The organism is Peribacillus sp. GL_122, from assembly GCF_057835005.1.
Map to the genome: position 1 here is coordinate 2,015,046 of NZ_CM174415.1, position 21,315 is coordinate 2,036,360.

At 36.4% G+C, this 21,315-nt stretch carries 18 protein-coding genes and 1 pseudogene; 12 read left to right on the forward strand and 7 right to left on the reverse strand.

Features of this window, described 5'->3' with window-relative positions; all coding sequences use genetic code 11:
* Positions 1-166: 166 nt before the first annotated feature.
* The 3 genes from AC3ISB_RS09795 to AC3ISB_RS09805 all read left to right on the forward strand — a co-directional run bounded on the left by AC3ISB_RS09795 (position 167) and on the right by AC3ISB_RS09805 (position 3,879).
* Positions 167-1,156, forward strand: a complete 990-nt coding sequence (locus AC3ISB_RS09795; protein WP_489276235.1) for an endospore germination permease — start codon at positions 167-169, stop codon at positions 1,154-1,156.
* Positions 1,157-1,228: 72 nt separating this feature from the next.
* Complete coding sequence (locus tag AC3ISB_RS09800; RefSeq protein WP_489276237.1) at positions 1,229-2,740, forward strand: spore germination protein; 1,512 nt, start codon at positions 1,229-1,231, stop codon at positions 2,738-2,740.
* Positions 2,740-3,879 carry a Ger(x)C family spore germination protein gene (locus AC3ISB_RS09805; protein ID WP_480338778.1) on the forward strand — a complete coding sequence of 380 codons (1,140 nt, stop codon included), beginning with the start codon at positions 2,740-2,742 and terminating at the stop codon, positions 3,877-3,879. The genes AC3ISB_RS09800 and AC3ISB_RS09805 overlap by 1 nt, the downstream gene beginning before the upstream one ends.
* A gap of 156 nt (positions 3,880-4,035) precedes the next feature.
* On the opposite strand, the gene AC3ISB_RS09810 is transcribed toward AC3ISB_RS09805, so the two are convergent.
* Positions 4,036-5,175 carry a LuxR C-terminal-related transcriptional regulator gene (locus AC3ISB_RS09810; protein WP_063234572.1) on the reverse strand — a complete coding sequence of 380 codons (1,140 nt, stop codon included), beginning with the start codon at positions 5,173-5,175 and terminating at the stop codon, positions 4,036-4,038.
* Positions 5,176-5,449: 274 nt separating this feature from the next.
* On the opposite strand from AC3ISB_RS09810, the gene AC3ISB_RS09815 reads away from it, so the two are divergent.
* The 4 genes and pseudogenes from AC3ISB_RS09815 (at position 5,450) to AC3ISB_RS09830 (ending at position 8,437) form a co-directional block, all read left to right on the forward strand.
* Positions 5,450-6,202: an SDR family NAD(P)-dependent oxidoreductase gene (locus AC3ISB_RS09815; protein ID WP_098372816.1), complete on the forward strand. Its 753-nt coding sequence runs from the start codon at positions 5,450-5,452 to the stop codon at positions 6,200-6,202.
* 50 nt (positions 6,203-6,252) lie between these two features.
* Positions 6,253-6,996, forward strand: coding sequence for an SDR family NAD(P)-dependent oxidoreductase (locus tag AC3ISB_RS09820; RefSeq protein ID WP_141994738.1), 744 nt, complete (start codon positions 6,253-6,255; stop codon positions 6,994-6,996).
* Positions 6,997-7,198: 202 nt separating this feature from the next.
* A pseudogene (locus tag AC3ISB_RS09825) lies at positions 7,199-7,282 on the forward strand (VOC family protein); the annotation flags it as partial.
* 270 nt (positions 7,283-7,552) lie between these two features.
* Positions 7,553-8,437, forward strand: coding sequence for a DMT family transporter (locus AC3ISB_RS09830; RefSeq protein ID WP_480338780.1), 885 nt, complete (start codon positions 7,553-7,555; stop codon positions 8,435-8,437).
* A gap of 92 nt (positions 8,438-8,529) precedes the next feature.
* Here the strand turns inward: AC3ISB_RS09830 and AC3ISB_RS09835 are convergent, their stop codons facing one another.
* Positions 8,530-9,216 (reverse strand): ArsR/SmtB family transcription factor, encoded by a 687-nt coding sequence (locus AC3ISB_RS09835; RefSeq protein ID WP_144528641.1) that lies wholly within the window; start codon positions 9,214-9,216, stop codon positions 8,530-8,532.
* A 603-nt stretch (positions 9,217-9,819) separates the two neighbouring features.
* On the opposite strand from AC3ISB_RS09835, the gene AC3ISB_RS09840 reads away from it, so the two are divergent.
* Complete coding sequence (locus tag AC3ISB_RS09840; protein ID WP_144528640.1) at positions 9,820-10,584, forward strand: hypothetical protein; 765 nt, start codon at positions 9,820-9,822, stop codon at positions 10,582-10,584.
* A 402-nt stretch (positions 10,585-10,986) separates the two neighbouring features.
* Here the strand turns inward: AC3ISB_RS09840 and AC3ISB_RS09845 are convergent, their stop codons facing one another.
* From AC3ISB_RS09845 to AC3ISB_RS09865, 5 genes are all read right to left on the reverse strand, one after another.
* On the reverse strand, positions 10,987-12,660 hold the full coding sequence (locus tag AC3ISB_RS09845; protein ID WP_489276242.1) for a glycoside hydrolase family 13 protein: 1,674 nt from the start codon (positions 12,658-12,660) through the stop codon (positions 10,987-10,989).
* A 52-nt stretch (positions 12,661-12,712) separates the two neighbouring features.
* On the reverse strand, positions 12,713-13,534 hold the full coding sequence (locus AC3ISB_RS09850) for a carbohydrate ABC transporter permease (RefSeq protein ID WP_489276244.1): 822 nt from the start codon (positions 13,532-13,534) through the stop codon (positions 12,713-12,715).
* Positions 13,534-14,367 carry a carbohydrate ABC transporter permease gene (locus AC3ISB_RS09855; RefSeq protein ID WP_489276894.1) on the reverse strand — a complete coding sequence of 278 codons (834 nt, stop codon included), beginning with the start codon at positions 14,365-14,367 and terminating at the stop codon, positions 13,534-13,536. Before AC3ISB_RS09855 ends, AC3ISB_RS09850 begins: the two co-directional genes overlap by 1 nt.
* A gap of 46 nt (positions 14,368-14,413) precedes the next feature.
* Complete coding sequence (locus AC3ISB_RS09860; protein WP_489276246.1) at positions 14,414-15,643, reverse strand: ABC transporter substrate-binding protein; 1,230 nt, start codon at positions 15,641-15,643, stop codon at positions 14,414-14,416.
* 149 nt (positions 15,644-15,792) lie between these two features.
* Positions 15,793-16,785 (reverse strand): LacI family DNA-binding transcriptional regulator, encoded by a 993-nt coding sequence (locus tag AC3ISB_RS09865; protein ID WP_141994745.1) that lies wholly within the window; start codon positions 16,783-16,785, stop codon positions 15,793-15,795.
* A gap of 1,331 nt (positions 16,786-18,116) precedes the next feature.
* Here AC3ISB_RS09865 and AC3ISB_RS09870 point away from each other — a divergent pair.
* The 4 genes from AC3ISB_RS09870 to AC3ISB_RS09885 all read left to right on the forward strand — a co-directional run bounded on the left by AC3ISB_RS09870 (position 18,117) and on the right by AC3ISB_RS09885 (position 21,264).
* The gene (locus AC3ISB_RS09870) at positions 18,117-18,242 is read left to right on the forward strand and encodes a hypothetical protein (protein ID WP_489276248.1); all 126 of its coding nucleotides are present in this window, start codon (positions 18,117-18,119) and stop codon (positions 18,240-18,242) included.
* A 189-nt stretch (positions 18,243-18,431) separates the two neighbouring features.
* Complete coding sequence (locus tag AC3ISB_RS09875) at positions 18,432-19,157, forward strand: ThuA domain-containing protein (RefSeq protein WP_063234582.1); 726 nt, start codon at positions 18,432-18,434, stop codon at positions 19,155-19,157.
* A gap of 23 nt (positions 19,158-19,180) precedes the next feature.
* Positions 19,181-20,233 carry a Gfo/Idh/MocA family protein gene (locus AC3ISB_RS09880; protein ID WP_489276250.1) on the forward strand — a complete coding sequence of 351 codons (1,053 nt, stop codon included), beginning with the start codon at positions 19,181-19,183 and terminating at the stop codon, positions 20,231-20,233.
* 62 nt (positions 20,234-20,295) lie between these two features.
* Entirely contained in the window at positions 20,296-21,264 is a 969-nt protein-coding gene (locus AC3ISB_RS09885) for a sugar phosphate isomerase/epimerase family protein (RefSeq protein ID WP_489276251.1), read from the forward strand.
* The last annotated feature ends 51 nt before the right edge of the window (positions 21,265-21,315 follow it).

Genomic DNA, 21,315 nt, shown 5'->3' on the forward strand with positions numbered 1-21,315 from the left:
TGTCTCTCTAAATTATTTATCGCAAAGCCATAAATGGCAGTTGATTCAGCGGAGCTTATTGACGGAAGGGGACGTTCAAATACCTATCTGTCCATTAAAGAATTGATGCATCGTATGAATAAAAACAAAAATGCCTCCTCATATTAAAAGAGAGGGGATGTTTCACATGATAAAAAGTATATCTACTTTTCAAGCGACAATGGTGCTGATTCTATCTATTGGGTTGATGAACCATGTTATCGTTTTGCCTTCACTGCTTGGGGCATCCGGAAGAGATTCATGGATCAGTAATTTAGTCACCGGGATGCTTTTTCTTTTATGGCTTCCCATGGTTTATTGGATCATAAATAAAACAAAACAGCAGCATATCATTGGCTGGCTTCATACTCACAGTCACCCGCTCGCCGCCTGGTCCATAAAAATCCTTCTTTTCTTCTATATTTTATTAAACTTGTTTGTCACTTTATATAGCACATTTTCCTGGGTAAACAGTACTTATATGATTCAAACGCCAGAATATATATTATTTATACCTTTCATCATCCTATGTTTTATTGCTGCAGAGGCTGGAATCAAAACAATAGCCATTGCCGGAGGATTGGTTTTACCCCTTGTTGTGGCACTTGGATTTATGATAATGACGGCAAATATACAGTATAAGGATTACTCCTTGCTTTTCCCTATTTTTGAAAATGGAATTACACCTGTTTGGGACGGGGTCGTAATACTAGGTGGAGGTTTTACAGAGATATTTCTTCTCGTTTTGCTTCAACAGTTTGTAAAGACAGAAATAAAGTTCAGGAGTTTACTTTTTTTAGGTTTATTTCTTTTGTTTATCAGTATGGGACCCATAATAGGCTCCATTACAGAGTTTGGTCCGATACAGGCTGCAAAAATCAGCAATCCTGCATACGCTCAATGGCGGTTACTAACCATGGGTAAGTATTTGAATCGGCTGGATTTTTTATCAATATACCAATGGCTTTCAGGTGCATTTATCCGTGTATCGTTATCGATATTCCTAATGGGGGAACTGTTTCAAATTAAATCAAAGAAAATAAAAAATATTGTATTGCTTGCTATATCAGTCTCCTTAATCATTGCGCTTTGTATACCAATCGACATTCCAGCACGGAACGATATTATTTTAAATTGAGTGTGATTAGCATTTTGGTTATAACCTTTTTTATTAACATGGTCATTTTTTTGAAAGAAAGGGTGAAAAAGAATGGAGCCTCTATTGAACAAGTCAAATAAGGGGAGTTCTTCGGAGATCCAACTAAAGACGGAGTATTTCAATGAATTATTCGGAATGAGCTCGGATGTAAAATTCAAAAAGCATACCATTACATCTGAAGGGAAAACCGATCCGCCCCTTATTTGCACTTTGATTTATTCAGAGGTGTTGGTCGATGTCAAAAAGTTGTGGGAATCAGTAGCACGGCTTGAAGGTAGTGTATTCATAAATTCTAAACTGAAGGAAGAAGAGGTTATAGAGGATCCGCAAGACGAATTTAAAGTCAGTAGGGTTTTCCCTTCCTCCACTTTAAAAGAAAATGTGGAGGAAAACGTATTTTCCGGGATGGTCCTGATGCTATTTGAAGAATTGGAATTATTATTCATGTTTTCCCTACCAAGCATCCCGAATCGAAGTCCCGAGGAAACAAGTAGTGAAATTTCCATCCGAGGTCCACGTGATGGATTTATTGAAGATATCTCTGTTAATTTAGGGTTGATCAGAAAAAGATATAAAACTGCATCACTCGAAAATCAAGCATTTACCATTGGCAAAAGGAGCAAGACAAAAATCAATTTATTATATGTGAAGGATGTTGTAAATCCAGAAACCATTGAAAAAGTAAAAAGGAAAATTTCCTCAATAAATACAGATATCTTGTTGGGAACTACTGAACTTGAAGAATTTTTATCAGGCAGTAAGTTCAACCTGATCCCGTTTTTTGATTATACAGGGAGGCCGGATTATGCTGTAGCCAGTTTAAATAATGGGCGCTTTGCCATTTTAGTGGATGGGTCACCAACTGCCTTAATTGGACCAGGTAATATTACATTATTGTTAAGGGCGGCGGAAGATCGTCATACTCCATCTTACTATACAAATTTCGAATATTTCTTTCGCATTATCGGACTGGTGATATCAATATTCCTGCCAGGTTTTTATATAGCACTAATATCATTTCAATTAGACCAGCTCCCCTTCCCATTTTTGGCGACGATAACCGTATCTAGATTTGGGTTGCCTATATCACCTCAACAAGAGGCCTTCTTGATTTTGGGTTTATTTGAGTTGTTTCGAGAGGCAGGGATCACACTCCCCAAAGCAATCGGTCAATCACTGGCCGTTGTGGGTGGATTAATTATAGGGGATGCGGCAATTAGAGGAGGGATTACATCCCCGACGATGTTGGTGGTGGCAGGTACAACTGCGGTAGCCACCTATACATTAATCAATCAATCTTTAGGTGGAATTGTAAGCATGGCCAGGTTTTTTGTATTATTTCTCTCTTCTGTTTTAGGTTTATTCGGATTCTTTCTCGGTGTTTTCTCCATTGTCCTTTATTTATCAAGGCTGCAGATTTATGGTTTACCCTACTTAGCGCCTATATCACCACTATCCTTGAAAGATCTTCTAGGGGGCGGTGTCTTTGTGAAGCCATATCTCTTTAGAAAGAAACGAGCCGAAATGCTGAAAACTAAGGACAGAACAAAAGGAAATCGCTAATGAAAATGATCCTTAGATTTATACTATTCGTAATGAGCCTTGCTCTTTTAAGTGGCTGCTGGGATGCCAAGGATATTCAAGATATTCAATATATAAGTGCAATGGGAATAGATTATCAGAATGGGCAGTATGTCATTTATGTGCAGGTGACGTCTTTTGCCGGTGTGGCTAAACAAGAAGGATTGGAACCAAAACCAACACCTGTTTGGGTCGCCAAAGGGCGAGGGAAAACAATGAACGAGGCCATGAATGACATTTATAAAAGGTCAAACCAGTATATTTATTGGGCTCATGTTAAATTGATCATTTTCTCTGAAAGCTTACTAAAACATGGATTGGTCAACGTAAACGATCCCATTTTAAGATTTCAGCAAATTAGGGAAACAACTTGGTTATATGGAACCGATGATTCCTTAGAAAAGATCCTCTTTGTCAATAGTTTATTCGGCTCTTCAGTGCAAACAAGCATTTTCAATCCGAAGGATATTTATAAATTAAGATCCTTTGTCGAACCCATCCGGATCCAAAGATTTTATACGCAAAATTATGAAACAGGAATGACAATAAAACTACCGAAGGTTTCGTTAAAAAATGAGGTATGGAAAGCAAAAGAAAAAACACAGAACACTGTAAAACTATCAGGGACCTATTTTATTAAAAATAATCAGCTAAAGGGGGAGATAGCAAATAAACATCTTGGGGGGATGAGATGGTTAACAAAATCAACGGTAAGGTCCCCAATTGGAATAAAAATCAACAAAAACAAAAATGTTCAAATATCTCTAATGAGGCCAAAATTCAATATAAAGCCTATCTATGTAAATGATACAGTCGAATTCGATATTTCAATTGAAGTAGAAGGTGCCGTAACGGATATGGAAGAAAACATCTCCTTACACCATCTTAAAGAAAAAATACAGGGGGCATTAGAGAAAGAAATTAGGGATACGTACAAATATGCTCTTGAAAAAAATATAGACATCTATAATTTAGAAGCAGTTATCTACAGAAAGGATTTGAAAAAATGGAAAGAAGTTTCTAAAGAGGATTTTAGCCTTAATGAAGGATCCATCCGTAATATTCAGGTGGATAGTGCTATTAATATAACAGGCGATTATAAATATGAGTACATGAATTGATACCTTCAGAAGTGGATCGCAGGCTGCCATGACAGAATCTTTCTTCAAAGTCGTTTCCAATGATTATGATATGGCAGCCACTGTAAATGATATATTCAACAACTAACTATGTAAGGATTTATTTTGACTTACATAACGATTAAAGGAAATCAGATTTTACTTTAATAGACCAAAACGAAATCCATAGACTACGACTTGTGTACGGTTCTTGGCTTTAAACTTTGTCATTAAACTGCTTATATAATCCCTTATAGTATGCTCGCTTAATTGCAATAATTCGGCCATCTTTTTATTGTTAAACCCCTCCGCCAGCAAATTTAAAACCATGGACTCCCGTTCCGTCAATTGTAGATCTATATCAATGGATACCTCATCATCCTTTCTTGATAAATATAAGCCTAACCGTTTTCCGACCTGTTCAAGTAAAGTTAGTTCATCTTTTGAATAATCGAATTCCTCTCCTAATTGATCAAAGGTCAGCCAGCCAAAAACTTGCTGGTCATGAACAATCGGCACAAATATGACAGATGAAAGATTAAACAAGGCTATATGTTCCTTTTTAATATAATGATTGGGATTCTTTAAAAATACAGGCTTTTTTGAATTGAAAACAAAGGATTGCTTCAAGCTGAGTTGTCCTCTCATGCTTTGAACCTTAGGCAGCTCCAATCCAATGGTGCCATAAAATTGATTGGACCAAGGAATATAAGCATAAAAAACACATCTTTTATAGTGAAAGAACTCTTCACATTTTTTTAGGATATGAGCAAAATCCTTAATTCCTGATGAGTTAATTAGAAGCTCATCCAACTGGTCTAATAGTTGCAGCCTTTTAAGTTCAGCATTTTCTTCGTGGGTTTTTGAAAGTTGCATTGGTTCGACATCCATCCATTTGTTATAGCTATGGATGAGATGAGAGAAAATGGATAATAAGAACATTAGAATGGAGATGGTATGGGCATGTTTCAGGTTGGCCATTAAGGTAACGATGGACTTTTCAAAGATTAATCGGAACATGCTGAAATGGTTCACATTTAAAATGGGTAAATGTGATTGAAGCCAAGTTTCCAGATACTTATCGTACGTTTCATTTATGTCTTCGATTTTTGGAGCGGATAAAAATAGTAGAAATGATTCCAGTAATGTTTGTATCACCTTACGTTCATTTTCTAATATAAGGGGCTCTAGATTTAAATAAATATTGATATTTTCTTCAATCTGTTTGTTATGGCTTTTTATGAATAAGATGAATTGCTGAAACGATATCTCTTCATAAGCATGAGAGTGCTGGGTCATACGAGTCTCTTCTCCTTAAACAAAATAACCCTATATAAGGGGGATACTTACCCAATTATTATACAGCATATTATAGGATAGTATTTCAAATTACGAGGAGTAAAATAAAGGAATAGACAGACAATGAAGCTTTTTTAGCGGCATTCCATTTAAAGGGGGGGACAATTGTTAAAGTCAGCTTTATTTACTTGTATAGGAATACTTGTCTAGTGAGAACCTCTAAGGTTGAGGATTTCAGTATCAGTAAAATAAGAAAAGGAGATCTGATGAAATCATGAGACTTGAAAACAAAGTGGCAATCATTACTGGCGGGGGTACAGGAATCGGGAAAGAAACAGCTTTGCTATTTGCTAGTGAGGGAGCAAAAATCGTCATAACTGACATAAACCAGGAATCCGGTGATCAGGCTGTGAAAGACATTCAGGCAATCGGCGGAGAGGCACTATTCATTCGTCATGATGTCAGCAATGAAGAAGATTGGAAAAAGGTTGCAAAGGAAACGATCGATACTTTTGATAAGGTGGATGTTCTGTTCAACAATGCGGGTATTTATATCATTAAACCGGTTGCGGAGATTGAACTGGAGGAGTGGAATCGTCTCATGTCGATTAACGTGACCGGCGTATTCCTGGGAATGAAGCATATTATGCCACTGATGGCGAAACAAAATAAAGGTTCAGTCATAAACGCTTCTTCCATAGCAGGCTTGATTGGAGCCCCTGGTCATGTTTTATACGGTGCAAGCAAGGGAGCGGTTCGGACAATGACTAAAGATGCTGCTATCGAGTATGCTTCAAAAGGGGTCCGTGTAAACTCGATTCATCCAGGATATATCGATACCGGGATGGCGGACTATGCATCTGAACAAACGGGCAGTTCAAAAGATGAATTGGGTAAAGAATTCCCGTTGGGACATCTGGGCAGCGTCAATAATGTAGCGAATACAGTGCTTTTCATTGCCTCGGACGAATCTTCCTATACTACGGGTACTGAATTTGTAATAGATGGCGGAGCGACTGCTCGCTAAAATCCCTTTCTAACGGATATTAAAAACTAAAAATTAAGGAGTGTTTAAATATGAGATTGGAAAATAAAGTGGCGATCGTAACTGGGGGAGCAAGCGGGATTGGAGCAAGTACGGCTCAATTATTTGCAGAAGAAGGAGCAAAGGTGGTCATTGCCGATTTTGCTGATCATGGACAAGCTGTATCAGAAGAGTTAAATGGAAAAGGGTATGATACTCTTTTTGTTAAAACTGACGTGACAAATGAAAATGACGTAAAGAAAATGATTGAAGAGACGGTTAATAAATATGGAAAACTGGATATCATGTTCGCAAACGCAGGGATTGCAAGAGACGGAAACATCCATGAGTTAAGCTATGAACAATGGCAAAAAACAATTGATATTAATTTATCCGGTGTCTTCCTATCCGATAAATATGCGATAGAGCAAATGCAAAAACAATCTACAGGCGGCGCCATTGTCAATACAGGCTCCATCCATAGCCATGCAGGGAAACCGGGGGTAACAGCCTATTCTGCTGCGAAAGGCGGGGTCAAACTATTAACACAAACGTTAGGTTCAACTTATGCCAAAGATGGCATTCGTGTCAATGCAGTTTGCCCAGGATATATTGATACACCACTTATTGCGGAAGCACAAGGTGAGATCAGACAAGGTTTGATCGATTTACATCCAATTGGCCGTTTAGGCAGAGCGGAAGAAGTGGCGAAAGCTGTTCTCTTCCTTGCAAGTGACGATGCATCATTTGTTACAGGCACAAGCCTTATTGTAGACGGCGGTTATACGGCAGTATAATAAGGGCAAGTTTAATGATTATTCGCTGGTTCTCTCAAACAGTCAAATTCGTTTGATGTGTAATTGCATGATAGAGCTTCTTCCGTATGATGTGGTGTTCATTTACCCAAATCATACTGGAGGGCTCTTTTTTTAACATATAATGAAAAGTCTTCAGGAATGTATAAGGATATAAAATGTAGATATGGTGATACATTCCGAAATCCGTGTTGATGAGTTAACAGGAAAAAGGTTTACTTTTTTTTGTGATCCGGATGATTTGCCTCTAGAAATATATGAAAAGTAGGAATTACAAGCCTATATAGGTTGATGAGAGAGCTTTAAGGCATGAAGTTTGATGGGAGAGGTAAAACTTCAAGAATTGGAGTTGATTTCAAAAGATGAATACGATGATTTAAAAAGGGTTACTTATGCCAATTAAACTATAAGGATTCCTATAATATGTCGATACTATTTAATTTATCTCCACTTGTATTCCATATTTCGATGATAGCTGAAATAATCACCAGCTATAATATCGGTAGATCGTCATTTAAATATGTCAGGAGATAAAAAAATGAATACTTACAAATTTACACTGTTGATACTTTTAACGACATTTTTAATGGGTTCTTCCTTTGCAGTAGTTAAAATTGGTCTGCCTTATTCATCCCCATTATTATTAGCAGCATTACGCTTCACACTTGCTGGGTTCATAATGGCGATGATCGTTATCTTTTTTAAAAGACCGCATCCAAACTCTAAAGGGGATTGGATAAAAATCCTTATTATCGGCACTTTTCAAACAGCCGGAGTTATGGGGTGCATTTTCCTGAGTTTACGCACTATAACAGCAAGTGAATCCTCAATACTTACATTCACGAACCCGTTACTTGTTGTTGTATTCGGTACCATCTTATCAAAAACACGCTATAAACTATATCAATGGATTGGAGTTTCATTAGGATTAGTTGGAGTAATTATAACGATGGGAGCTCAACTTGAATTTAAGGTTGGTATTCTTTTCGGTATTCTTTCTGCTGTTTTCTGGGCCATTTCCACTTTATTGGCGAAAAAATGGGGAGCGATTTCCGATACATGGGTATTATCTGCTTATCAGATGCTTTTTGGCGGTTTACTGCTTTTACTTGGCAGCTTTATTCTTGAAAAACCATTTTTCATAATGAATGTTCATTCGTTGTTCATTTTATTTTGGTTAAGTATCATGTCATCGATCGTGCAATTCGCTGTTTGGTATTACCTTTTACAAAAGAGTGATCCAGGAAAAACAAGTGCCTTTTTATTTTTGGCACCTTTCTTCGGAGTATTATCAGGGTGGGCACTATTAGGTGAACCGATATACACTTCACTCCTAATCGGCGGACTGTTTATTATCATTGGCATCTATCTTGTAAATAGCAATTTCCAAAAGGAAAATAAATTTGTTAAAAGAGCTTTATAGTAATCGTTATGATTGTCTTAAGCTGCTAAGTACAGAAAATCCCTCGTGAAAAAGAAAAGAGCCTCTTTTCTTTTTCACGAGGGATTATTAAATTATACCTCTATACAAAAAACTTCTTTAAATCCTTCTTTCCCTTTAGCTGTTACTTTTACTGCGCGAATAGATGGAACACGGACTATCCAGCCTAAATCAAAAAAATGTGTAAGGAGCCCATTTCCTAAAGCACCGCCAAGATGATGGTGACGTTCACTCCAGTCTAAACATGAATGGGAAAATGAACGGCGTTTTTTTCTTAAATCAAGTAAATCGATGCCGAATTCAGAAAAAAAATGATCTCCTTTGGGTGTGACTGTGAACTCTCTCTCTTCTATTTTCAAATATCCGGCTTTCAACATCGATTCAGTTAATTGGACTCCTAGTTTTCCAGCCAAATGATCATAGCAAGTTCTGGCTTCCTTAAGCAATTTGACTTGGTTTGATTGTTTTAACGACCGAACTTCAGGAGGTGGGGAAATGGCAAGAAATGATTCTAAAATGTGCGCAATTTCTCCATTTGCTAGCTGATAGTAACGATGTCGTCCGTGCTTTTCAACTTTAACAAGGTTACCTTCCATTAATTTAGAAAGGTGAAAGCTGGCGGTTTGAGGTGTTATTACAGCCATCAATGCTAATTCACCTGCAGTATGAAAACGCCCATCCAGTAAACTTGCAAGAATTGTTGCACGTGACTTTTCCCCAAGAAGGGAGGCTATCTCCACCATATTTGGATTTATACTCAAAATAGTTACCAACCTTTCTACCGATACTTTAGTTTGAATAAGCTGAACGCAATGTAATTAGCATCAAAAATATGTAAACCTATACTTCTATTATACAGTACCGCTACCCTAGTGATATTCTGTATATTCACGATTCCCGCTTTAAATATTTTTGAAAACGGCCGATGAAATGGTCCAAATCGCAGTGCAGAGAGAAATCATAGATATTAAAAGATTTGATCTTTCCGTGAAGCCTTAAAATCGGGCACTCCCGTTTGAATTTCACTTCAACGAAAAGCTTGAACGGGTAATTATATAGGTTCAAGTGTTTCCTGAATACCGGAAGGATTTTTTATTGATGTTAAAGGGGGCATCCGTTAAATTGGGTGCTTTTTTTATTGGGGAGAGATTATGGAGTCAGGAGAGGTTAAAGGGAAGACTGTAAAGAAGAAAGACTGTCTATCCTTTGGATAAGCGTTTTTTAATGAAGTATATTCTTTGTCAACTAGGCATACATTCTTACATGTTCACTAACAGTAATCGTACCTTAATAGTCTAGGATTAAATACCGGTGAATAGTCCCTTTTGTCGAATTTAGTAGTCAAATAGGAGGGAATGAAGAGTATGAAAATATCAGACGTTGGATTTAAAGGTCAAGTTTTTGGATTTATAAAGTTCACACCTTTTGTGGAAAGTTTCTTGTCTGGAGATTTATATATGAATAATTTCAAAAAGTATATTGATATGGAAAGTGCTTCAGGAGAAAAAGGTGTAGGAGACAAATTTGAAGCAGCACATGTTTTTACGGAATTAACAATGAATTTCTTTACTCAAGATACCCATGAATTAATAATGTCGGGACGAACTAAAAAAATGAATTTCAGAAAAAATATAAATGAAAAAAGACCATTATATTGTATGTTTGCAATTGTCGGCGATATGTTAAAAGTGGTTAAGGAGGATGAAAAGTATTTCTATACCAAATTTGATTTACCTAATGAACAAATCGATAAAATGATCAGGGAGTTCGGAGATAGCTTAATTTTTGTTACACCATCGCAATTTATTGACAGAATTACTAGAACACTCAATGAAAAAGGTTATGCTTACAGAGGGGGGTTGGTAAAATACGATGATTATAACATCAATTCCTCAGCTAGGATGAGCTCTTATAAAAATCAAGGGACTGATATTTACTTTTGGAAAGATAAATATTTTGAAAATCAATATGAATATCGCATAGTTCTCACAGATCAAGAAGTTGATGAAGCCTTAATTGTAAACGTTGGTGATATTTCAGACATTAGTACTATATTTAATGCAAATGAATTTTTCAGTGATAAATTTGAAATAAGATTACGAAAGAAAGGAAATCTAAGCATCCATTAAATTGGGTGCTTTTTATTTGCAGGAGGGAAAAAGATGTTGAACTTTTTAAAGAATGAAATAGAAGAGTTAAAATAACCGCAAAGTCTAGGATTATTGCATCCACATGGTTAAGGCAAAAAACATGAATTATAATAACCCATTTAAATTCACTAGTATTGTTATCGGTAATTTAAAACGAAAAAAAGAAAAACTTACCTAATGGGTAAGTTTTTCGGATATAAAGTTATTTTTTATTCCTATACACATGCCTTTTTAATTTGAAAGTATCCGTATATCTAGTTTTAAAATATTAATTGTAAGTCCTCGCACACGAACCTTACGATGCATATGCTTAAAAAGAATAGGTTCATCAAAAGGTGAACTCTTCATAAAGTCAAAAACGATCGAGGTTACTTTTTTTCGTTACTTCGAGAGATAAACGCGCGCTTCATAAGGTTTTAATGTATTAGAAGAAATTTCATCACTGTTTTGATCCGCGTAGTTATTGATTAGCAGTTGGCTAGCTTCACAGCTAATGTGTTCTGGTAATTCAAAGTAGGCTGCTTCCCCTGTAAAGTTGCAAATAACAAGTAATGTTTCGTTATCTAAAGTACGTATATACGCATAAATTTGCTCATTTTCTTTTAAAATAAGATCATATGCACCGTACACAATTACGTCATATTTTTTTCTTAACTTAATTAGTTTTTGATAGTAGTAAAAGATAGAATTCGAGTCTTCTAATGATTGTTTCACATTAATTTCTCTATAGTTTGGATTTACTTTTAACCAAGGAGTACTTGTTGTAAAACCAGCATTTTTACTATCGTCCCATTGCATAGGAGTTCTAGCGTTATCACGGCCTTTAATATAAATGGATTCCATTACTTTAGCTTTATCCTCTTGACCCTCTATAACTTTTTCACGGTACATATTCAGAATCTCAATATCCTTATATTCATCAAGACTAAATTTAACATTTGTCATACCTATTTCCTCACCTTGATAAATATAAGGCGTTCCCTGCATCATATGAAGGAATGTTCCAAGCATTTTTGCGGATTCTACTCGGTAAGATGTATCATTGCCAAAGCGAGAGACCATTCTTGGTTGATCATGGTTGTTTAAATAAAGGCTATTCCATCCTTTTCCTTCCAATCCTTTCTGCCATTTTGTCATGCATTCTTTAAGATCGTCCAGCTTTAAAGGCTTTACATCCCATTTTCCGCCTGGTCCTGAGTCTAAATCCATATGTTCGAATGTGAAAATCATATTTAGTTCAGTACCTTCACTATTCGCATACTTAGTGGCATCATCAACGGATGCCCCAGGACATTCGCCGACTGTCATCATGTCATATTTCGAAAGTACCTCACGATTCATCTCTTGTAGATACTCATGCACACGAGGACCATTCATAAAGAAATCGCCACCCCAGTCGTATCGCTTTCCGCCTGGAGTGCTGGGCAATCCTTCCGCTTTGGAAATGAGGTTAATCACATCCATTCGAAAACCATCAATGCCCTTATCAAGCCACCATATCATCATGTCATGAATTTCTTTTCTTACTGTAGGGTTTGCCCAATTTAAATCAGGCTGTTTTTTGCTAAACAGATGAAGGTAGTATTCATCTGTTTCTTTATCATATTGCCAAGCTGGACCACTAAAAACTGATGTCCAATTGTTTGGCTCTTTTCCATCTTTGCCGGGGCGCCAAATATAGTAGTCTCTGTACGGATCATCTTTTGATGATCGGGATTCAATGAACCATTTATGTTCATCTGATGAGTGATTAACAACTAGATCCATCATTAATTTCATATTGCGTGAATGTAATCCTTCCAAAAGATCATCCCAGTCATTCAGGGTACCAAACTCATCCATAATGTCTTGATAGTCACTAATATCATAGCCATTATCATCGTTTGGAGATTTGAAAACAGGTGATAGCCAAACGACATTAACTCCTAATTCATTTAAATAATCAAGTTTTGAAATAATTCCACGTAAATCTCCAATTCCGTCCCCGTTACTATCCATGAAACTCCGAGGATAAATTTGATAAACAACACTTTCTTTCCACCATTTTTTCTCCAATTTCATCTTCCTTTCACTTCTAATTTGTTTCTTAATCAGTCTCATATTCCCCTTATTTAACAGCACCTTTTGTCACACCACTAATAATCCATTTTTGAGCTATGATATAAACAAGGACCATAGGGGAGAGTGCCATTAAATAGGAGGCAAATGCTAAGTTATAATTTGTTGTAAACTGTGACTGGAATACATATTGAACAAGCGGCAATGTCATCGAATCACGATCACTTAAAATAACAAGTGGTAACATAAAATCATTCCATGCCCACAAACATGTTAAAATTCCGACTGTTGCGTTTATTGGGCTTAATAATGGAAAAATAACTTTCCAAAATACTGTCCAAATACTTGCTCCATCTACATAAGCTGCTTCTTCTAATGACTTGGGAATCGAACGTATATAGCCCACATAAATAAAAATATTAAAAGCCAAACCGTATACAATATACAGAAAGATAAGTCCTGTCATATTATTTAATCCGAATAGGCTAGTTTGCTTTACAACAGGCAACATAATGATCGGAAAAGGTACAAACATCGCACTAACAAAATAGTAATAAAGCAACTTAAAGAATCTTCTATGCATATTCCGTGCAATGGCATAAGCCACCATCGAATTTGTCAGTAATGTAAGAGCAACTGTAAAAACTGTAACGATAAAGCTATTTTTAATAGATTGAAAAAAATTCGTCAGGCGAATGGCTTCAGCGAAGTTTTCCCATCTTAATGTTTGAGGCAGAGACAAAAGGGATTTACTCATTTCATCTGGTGACTTGAATGCTGTCACGACTGTTAGGTAGAGGGGAAATAAGATAACCAGTGAGCAAAAAATTAGCAGTATGGTTATAGGCCAATTTACTTTTTTACTTTCCATTACATATCCACCTCACGTTTTTGAAGGAATTTAATTTGCAGGATTGATATAACCACAATTAAAATAAAGTAGATCACAGAATTTGCTGCCTGATAAGCGAACTCCCCCCCTGAGAAGCCCCCTTTATATATCAATACCGAAATGGCTTCCGTGGATTGACCTGGACCTCCATTTGTCATTGCAATAATATGGTCAAATACCATCAAAAAGTTTTTCATTGCAAGCACCATATTTATGGTGAAGAAAGATGCAATAAGTGGAAATGTAATGTGTTTAAAACTTTTCCATTTTCCCGCACCATCTAAACTAGCAGCTTCGTACAATTCAGTTGGAATCGTTTGTAATCCTGCTAAATAGAGAACGGTATTAAATGCAACGGCTTGCCATACAGCCACAATCACAATTCCAACCCATGCTAAATCTGGGTTACCAAGAATATTTTGTGTTAAAGATGTGATGCCCAACTTTTCAGCAATTTGAGGGATAAAAAATGCAAATAAATAATTAAAGATAAACCCAACGATTAATACGCTTAGAATATTCGGCACGAAAAACACAGCTCTAAGTGTATTTTGAAATTTAATCTTTGCATTAAGTCCTATGGCAATTGCCAAACTAATGATATTTACGAGTAAAGTGGAAACAATGGCAAATTTAAATGTAAAGCCATAGGAAGCCAAAATACGTTGGTCTTGGAATAAATTCACATAGTTTTTTAAGCCAACAAAATTAAAATCCCCATACCCTTTATAATTTGTAAAACTATAAATCATTCCTTGAAAAACTGGAACTGTATGAAATACAAAAAATATTAAAAATGCTGGAAGCACCATCCAGTAATAGGCTTTGGATTGTTTAACCACTCGTTTTTCCCCCTTGTTATTCTCTCGCTTTGACTTTATTCCACTCATCATCCAGTTTTGAAAGGAACGGTTTGACTTCTCCTTTAATTAGAAAATCCTGTACTAAATTGGCTGCTTGCATACTAGCAGGGAAATAGTGTTCCGGAAAACTAGTGATTTTTTGTTGTACAAAATAAGGGTTTAACTCTTTTAAAGCTTCATCATTTTGTAAAACATTTTTAACTGCAGAAAAACTGTTTTGTTCTTGAATGTAATACTGTGAATTTTCCTTTTCTAATAAAAAATGAATAAACATTAACGCTTCTTTTTTATGTGGTGTATCTTTTGACATCGTTAATGCAGTATCTACACCTGATACGAGTTTGTTTTGAGATGAATCATTGGATGCAGGTAAGGGAAAGGAACCGAGTTTTATATTTGGGTTAATTGCTTTAATTGATGAGATTGCCCAGCTTCCTTGGATATACATAACTGATTCACCATTTGCAAACGCCCGATTGCCTGCATTATAGTCACGGCCAAAATTATCCTTATGACCATAATCGAGCAATGTAAGCATTTTTTCTAAAGTTTCCTTGTAATGCTCTGTAAAAGTTGTTTTATTGGAATTGCGATCCTGGATAAAGTTGTCACCTTGCAAGTTTCCTGCTAAGGCATTAAATGAGACCATTGCAGTCCAAGCATCTTTATACGTAAAATAAAAAGGTAATTCTCCTTGTTTTTGAATCCGTTTTGAAACGTTAATTAGCTCATCCCATGTTTTGGGAACTTGTAACCCTAACTCTTTAAATTTATCCTTGTTATATAAAAGCATATTTGCATTCGTCGCAAAGGGAATTCCATTATCCTCATTATTCGTTCTACCTAATAAATTAAGCATATTAACATAGTCTGGTATAACTTTATTGATGGCTGAATCCTTTGAAAAATCATAAAATAATCCTTCTTCTGCAATATCGCCATACGTAGCATTGCCTCCGATCGCTAAAAGGTCTGGTACATCTTCTTTCACCAATCTCGTCCGTAATACCGTCTCGGAATCAGGAACGTTATTCTGTTCAATATCAATATTGGGGTGCAATTTTTCAAACCTTACAATTAAATGATCAAATGTCGCTACAGCTTCCGGCTTATTTTGAAAAAATTCAATATGGATTTTTTCATCAGCTGTTGTTTGATTAGTACATCCTGTAAGTAAACTGGCTATAAATGCTGTAGTACAGAGGTAACGCCACTTATTCTTCATATACGTATCTCCCGTCTGAAAATTTCGTCTATTTTATGCATAAGTAAACGTTTACTCTAATGGAATCATCAATGATAGTAAACGTTTACGTTAAGCCGTTTATAATTGGAGTGATAATAGTGTAATCACCCCAACTTGTAACTTAACCTTTATTCGCTATATGAATGGACTGTATCACGTTCAGCAATATGATGAGGATAAAGCTGGTTTATTTTTAAAGATGGATCCAATAAAAGTTGAATGGAATCTTTACCCATCTTATATAAGGGCTGCGCTACCGTCGTAAGTGGGGGAATGGCCTTCTCAGCTGTAGCTGTATTATCGTATCCTATAATGGATATACTTTCCGGTACTCTAATTCCTTTTTTATATAAAAGTGATAAGGCTCCTACAGCCATTTCATCGCTTGCACAAAATACAGCTCTTACTTTTGGGTAACTTTTCAATAAATCGTTCATTCCCTCAATACCACTCTTGAAAGAAAAATCTCCATACGTGATCATTTCATTGGTCACTGTTATTCCCACGTGATTTAATGCGTCTGTAAAGCCTTTTACACGTGGAGTTGTCGAAATGATATCGCTTTTTGTTCCTGCAATCATTCCAATATGTGAATGCCCTTTTTCTACTAAATAGGTCGTGGCATCGTAAGCAGCTTGATAATCATCTACTTTAATAAAGGGAAGGGGATAGTCTGATTGTGTTGCCACTAATACAACCGGTACATTGTTTGTTTCAATCGCTTTATAGTAATCTAGCGTGATAAATTCACTGACGATAATAATTCCATCCACCCGTTTTTCATACAATGCCTGCAAGTAGTTGATCGTTCGTTTACCATCATGATTGGTTTTACATATCATTACACTGTAACCAAACTCATGAGCTTGTTCCTCAATTCCGGCTAAAACCTCACTTGCAAATAAATCAGATACATTGGGAACGAGTACACCTATCGTTTTTGTTTTGCGATTAATTAAACCTCTTGCAACGGCATTAGGTTGATAACCAAGTTCTTTGATTACCTTTTTTACTCGTTGTTGTGTTTCATCCGAGTAGCCAGGCAAATTATTTAAAATACGAGAAACAGTCGCAACGGATACATTTGCTTGCTTTGCTACATCTTTAATGGTAATCGACATGTTTCACCAACTTTCTACGTAAACGTTTTCTAAAAAACCTTAACATATAAATAAAGCGTTTTCAATACAATTTATTTCAAAATTTGAATATTCTAACTTCCGTCAAACGACTTGTTTCATATGTAAACATTTAATCCGTTAATTTCACGATTATGTGAATGAAAAATATATGAAGCATATATTTTGAAAAAAGGGTTAATAGAGGTGGATGTAGATGTAAATGAAGGTTTTCGAAAACAAATGCCCCAGATAGAAAACGAAAACATAATATGATGTGATGTTACACACATACACAATGATAAATATACAGTTGCAAATAGTTGGAGTGAAGAGAGGTTAACATAAGCGAAATCAAAAAACCATTCACAGAAAACCGAAATTACCAACACAAAATAGGCGACTATTTCTGCCATCTTAGGGGAGAGAAACAGACTAGTTGGAGATGGGAAATGAAAGAAATCATAGGAAGCACAGTCTATAAAAAGAAGAGTCTCCAGGATAGAAGATGTGTCTTTAGAAAGCCGAAGTTCGTGGATAAAAGTAAGCGCGACTTCCGAAAGTTCACGTGAGATAGTTAAAAGATTGCTAATGCTAATTGTACAGGTAAAACAACATTCTTTCAGCTAACGGGCGCGGGTTTTATTCAAGAAGGAAGAAGCATAGTTTATCCGGACTGATCATCAATCGAATAAAAAATTTTTACCTTTGAATCTAAGCCCCAGATAAGTCATTCTATCCTTTTGTTTGAAGTAGCTATTTGTGCAAGAATAGTTCCCTTTTTTATAGTAATTTTTCTGTCTGTACATGCTTTTCAAGCTTAGACACTCATTTTCCATAAACACTATACAAATATACCCATAAAGGGGTGATACCACTTTTTTTGCAGTAACAGAATATCTTATAAAATAAATAAAATTCAAAAATATCTGAAAAATCATTGAAAAGGTTTTACACATGTGCTAGTGTGTTTTTAGAAAACGTTTACGTAGAAAGTTGGTGGAAATTACAATTATTGATGCAGCAAAGAAATCCAGTTTTATCTGTTTCTGGCATTCAGAAAAGTGATTGACGAGATTGGTTATCAGGCTAAGGCTGTTGTACTAGATATATTGCTTACTGGTTCTCAAAGTATCGAAACAATTAACAAGTGAAGTTTTAACAGGAATTGATGTTGGGATGATTGCCGGAACAAAAGGAGATGTCATTTCGACAATTCCTCGTGTAAATGGATTTAAGGACGCTATAAATGATGTTGGTGTTACGGTAACCATTCAAATGAGTACATATGGGTATTATGGTCTTCAACGTGGAATAGAAAGGGTGGTTCAAGTTTGGACTATCCAACATTTACAGCCGTATTCTGTTCAAGTGATGTAATGGCTGTTCCACAACTCACAGGCATTGACAGCCGTTATCCGCTATCCGCTGTGAGGAAGACTACAGTACCATTAACGTAAACGTTTACGTTGTTTTTAACGACTTAATTCAGTGCAGTCCATAGAGTGATAGGTTGGCAGGCAGACCTCTAAAGCAAATACTTTAGAAAGCGGTTGGGCAGTCAAATCGACAGCTTATGTATTGTGAAGTTGGAGATTTACGGATAATAATTTCAATACATCAAATCAAAATGAGAGGGAGTATTTATGATGGTAAAAGTAACTGTATGGAATGAAAATCGACATGAACAAAAAAATCCAGTTGTAAGAGAAGTCTACCCTGAAGGTATTCATGGTGCTATTGCAGCATTTTTAAAAGAAAGCGGATTTGATGCAAAAACAGCTACATTGGATGATCCCGAACACGGTTTAACAGATGCTGTATTAGAAGAAACAGATGTGCTGATTTGGTGGGGGCATTTAGCTCACGATGAAGTAGACGATGTAATTGTTAAAAAGGTAAAGCAGCGTGTATTAGATGGAATGGGCTTAATCGTATTGCATTCAGGCCATTTCTCCAAAATTTTCAAAACATTAATGGGTACAAGTTGTGATTTAAAATGGCGCGAAGCAGATGAAAAAGAGCGTCTTTGGGTAACAGATCCTAGTCATCCGATTACTGAAGGCATTTCAGAATATATCGAGCTAGAACGCGAAGAAATGTACGGGGAACATTTTGATATCCCGGCTCCAGACGAATTAGTCTTTACGAGTTGGTTCGAAGGTGGGGAAGTTTTCCGCAGTGGTTGCACATATAAACGAGGCAATGGAAAAGTCTTTTATTTTAGACCAGGCCATGAAACGTATCCAACATATCACAATAAAGATATTCAACGTGTCATTATAAATGGCGTGAAATGGGCACACCCAGTTGACAGAAAACGTCCTATATACGGAAATGCAACACCACTGGAACGAATTGCAGTGAAAAATTAAGGATATTAAAGGGGAAACTGATTATGAAAACAGTAAAAGTAGGGATTATAGGTTGTGGAAGTATCGCTCAACTTCGTCATTTACCAGAATATAAAATGAATAAAGAAGTAGAGATTGTAGCAGTTTGTGATATAAATGAACAGCGCGCCATTGAAGTTTCCAAGCAGTATGGTGCAAAAGTATATAAAAATTATGAAGAATTACTCGCAAGCGAAACGGTAGATGCAGTGAGTGTTTGTACACCAAATTATTTGCATGCGCTCATATCAATCGCAGCTTTAAACAAAGGCGTTCATGTATTGTGTGAAAAACCAATGGCTACGTCAAAAGAAGAAGCTCAGGCTATGATTCAAGCAGCAAAAGAAAGTGGCAAAAAACTTATGATCGGTCACAATCAACGCTTCGTTTCATCCCATCAAAAAGCACGTCAGCTTATTGAATGTGGTGAAATTGGAAGAATATATAGCTTCCGTACCGCATTTGGTCATGGAGGACCTGAGCAATGGAGTGTTGACGGTAAAGAGAGTTGGTTCTTTAAAAAGAAAGAAGCGTTTATTGGAGCCATGGGAGATTTAGGTGTGCATAAAACAGATTTACTTCGTTACATTCTTGGTGAAGAAATCGTTGAAGTAGGTGCATTTGTGCAAACGAACGCTAAAGATTTTGCTAATGTCGATGACAACGCAGTATGTGTGTTAAAAACAGAAAGTGGAATTATTGGAACGCTCGCATCTAGTTGGGCGTACGTGGGTCAAGAAGATAACTCCACGATTATTTACGGTGAGAAAGGAATTCTTCGTTTAGAAGATCATCCAACGTATTCCTTAATCGTTCAATACGCAACAGGTGAGGTTGCAAATTATGAGCTTGGCAAAATTCAATCAAACGATGAGGGCGGCCAAGACAACTCACATGTGATTGAACAATTCGTAAATGCTATCGTAGAGGATAAAGAGCCAGCCGTTTCAGGAGAGGAAGGGGCAAAATCTCTATCTGTTATTCTAGCCGCTATTGAATCTCATGAAACCAAACAAATTGTAAGTACCTTTTTAGCGATAAAAGAGCCAGCAGTTTAAAATCTGCTTTATAAAAATATCTTACCATATTAAGAATTTGGGACCTATAGGAGGAAAACAACGTGAAATTGGGTGTATTTACTGTTCTATTTGCAAACTATTCATTTGAAGACATGCTAGATAAAGTGCAAACAGCTGGGTTACATACCGTGGAAATTGGGACAGGCTGCTATCCAGGAAACCATCATTGCCCGTTAGATGAATTATTAGAAGATGCGAATGCGAGAGAAAGCTATAAAAAGAAAGTAGCGGATCGTGGATTGACGATTAGTGCATTTAGTTGTCACGGAAATCCTATCTCACCAGAAGAAGGGTTTGCAAAAGAATCCAATGAAACCTTACGTAAAACGATTAAGCTGGCCTCTTTACTTGATGTACCTGTTGTCAACTGCTTTTCAGGAACAGCTGGTGATCACGAGGGGGCTAAATACCCAAACTGGCCGGTTACTCCATGGCCAAATGAATATGGTGAGATCTTAACTTGGCAATGGGAACAAAAGCTCATTCCTTATTGGAAAGAGGTAGGAGAGTATGCAAAAGAGAATAACGTGAAAATCGGATTAGAATTGCACGGAGGATTTTTAGTTCATACACCTTATACCTTGTTAAAACTTCGAGAACAAACATGTGATGCAATTGGAGCGAATTTAGATCCAAGTCACTTATGGTGGCAAGGAATTGATCCAGTGGCAGCCATTAAGATTTTAGCCAAAGAAAATGCCATTCATCATTTTCATGCCAAAGATACTTATTTAGATCAAGAAAATATTAATATGTTTGGGTTAACCGATATGCAACCATATGGAAAAGTTCGCTCGCGGGCATGGACGTTCCGTTCAGTTGGTTGTGGACATAGTTTAAAAGAATGGTCAGATATGATGAGTGCATTACGCACATACGGGTATGATTATGTGGTAAGTATCGAGCATGAAGATGCGATCATGTCTATTGATGAGGGATTCGAACGTGCAGTGACAAACTTACAAACGGTTTTAATTGAGGAATCACCTTCACAGATGTGGTGGGCATAACAAGTTAATTTTATTGAAAGGTCGTTGTGGTATGAATCTACTTGATCCATA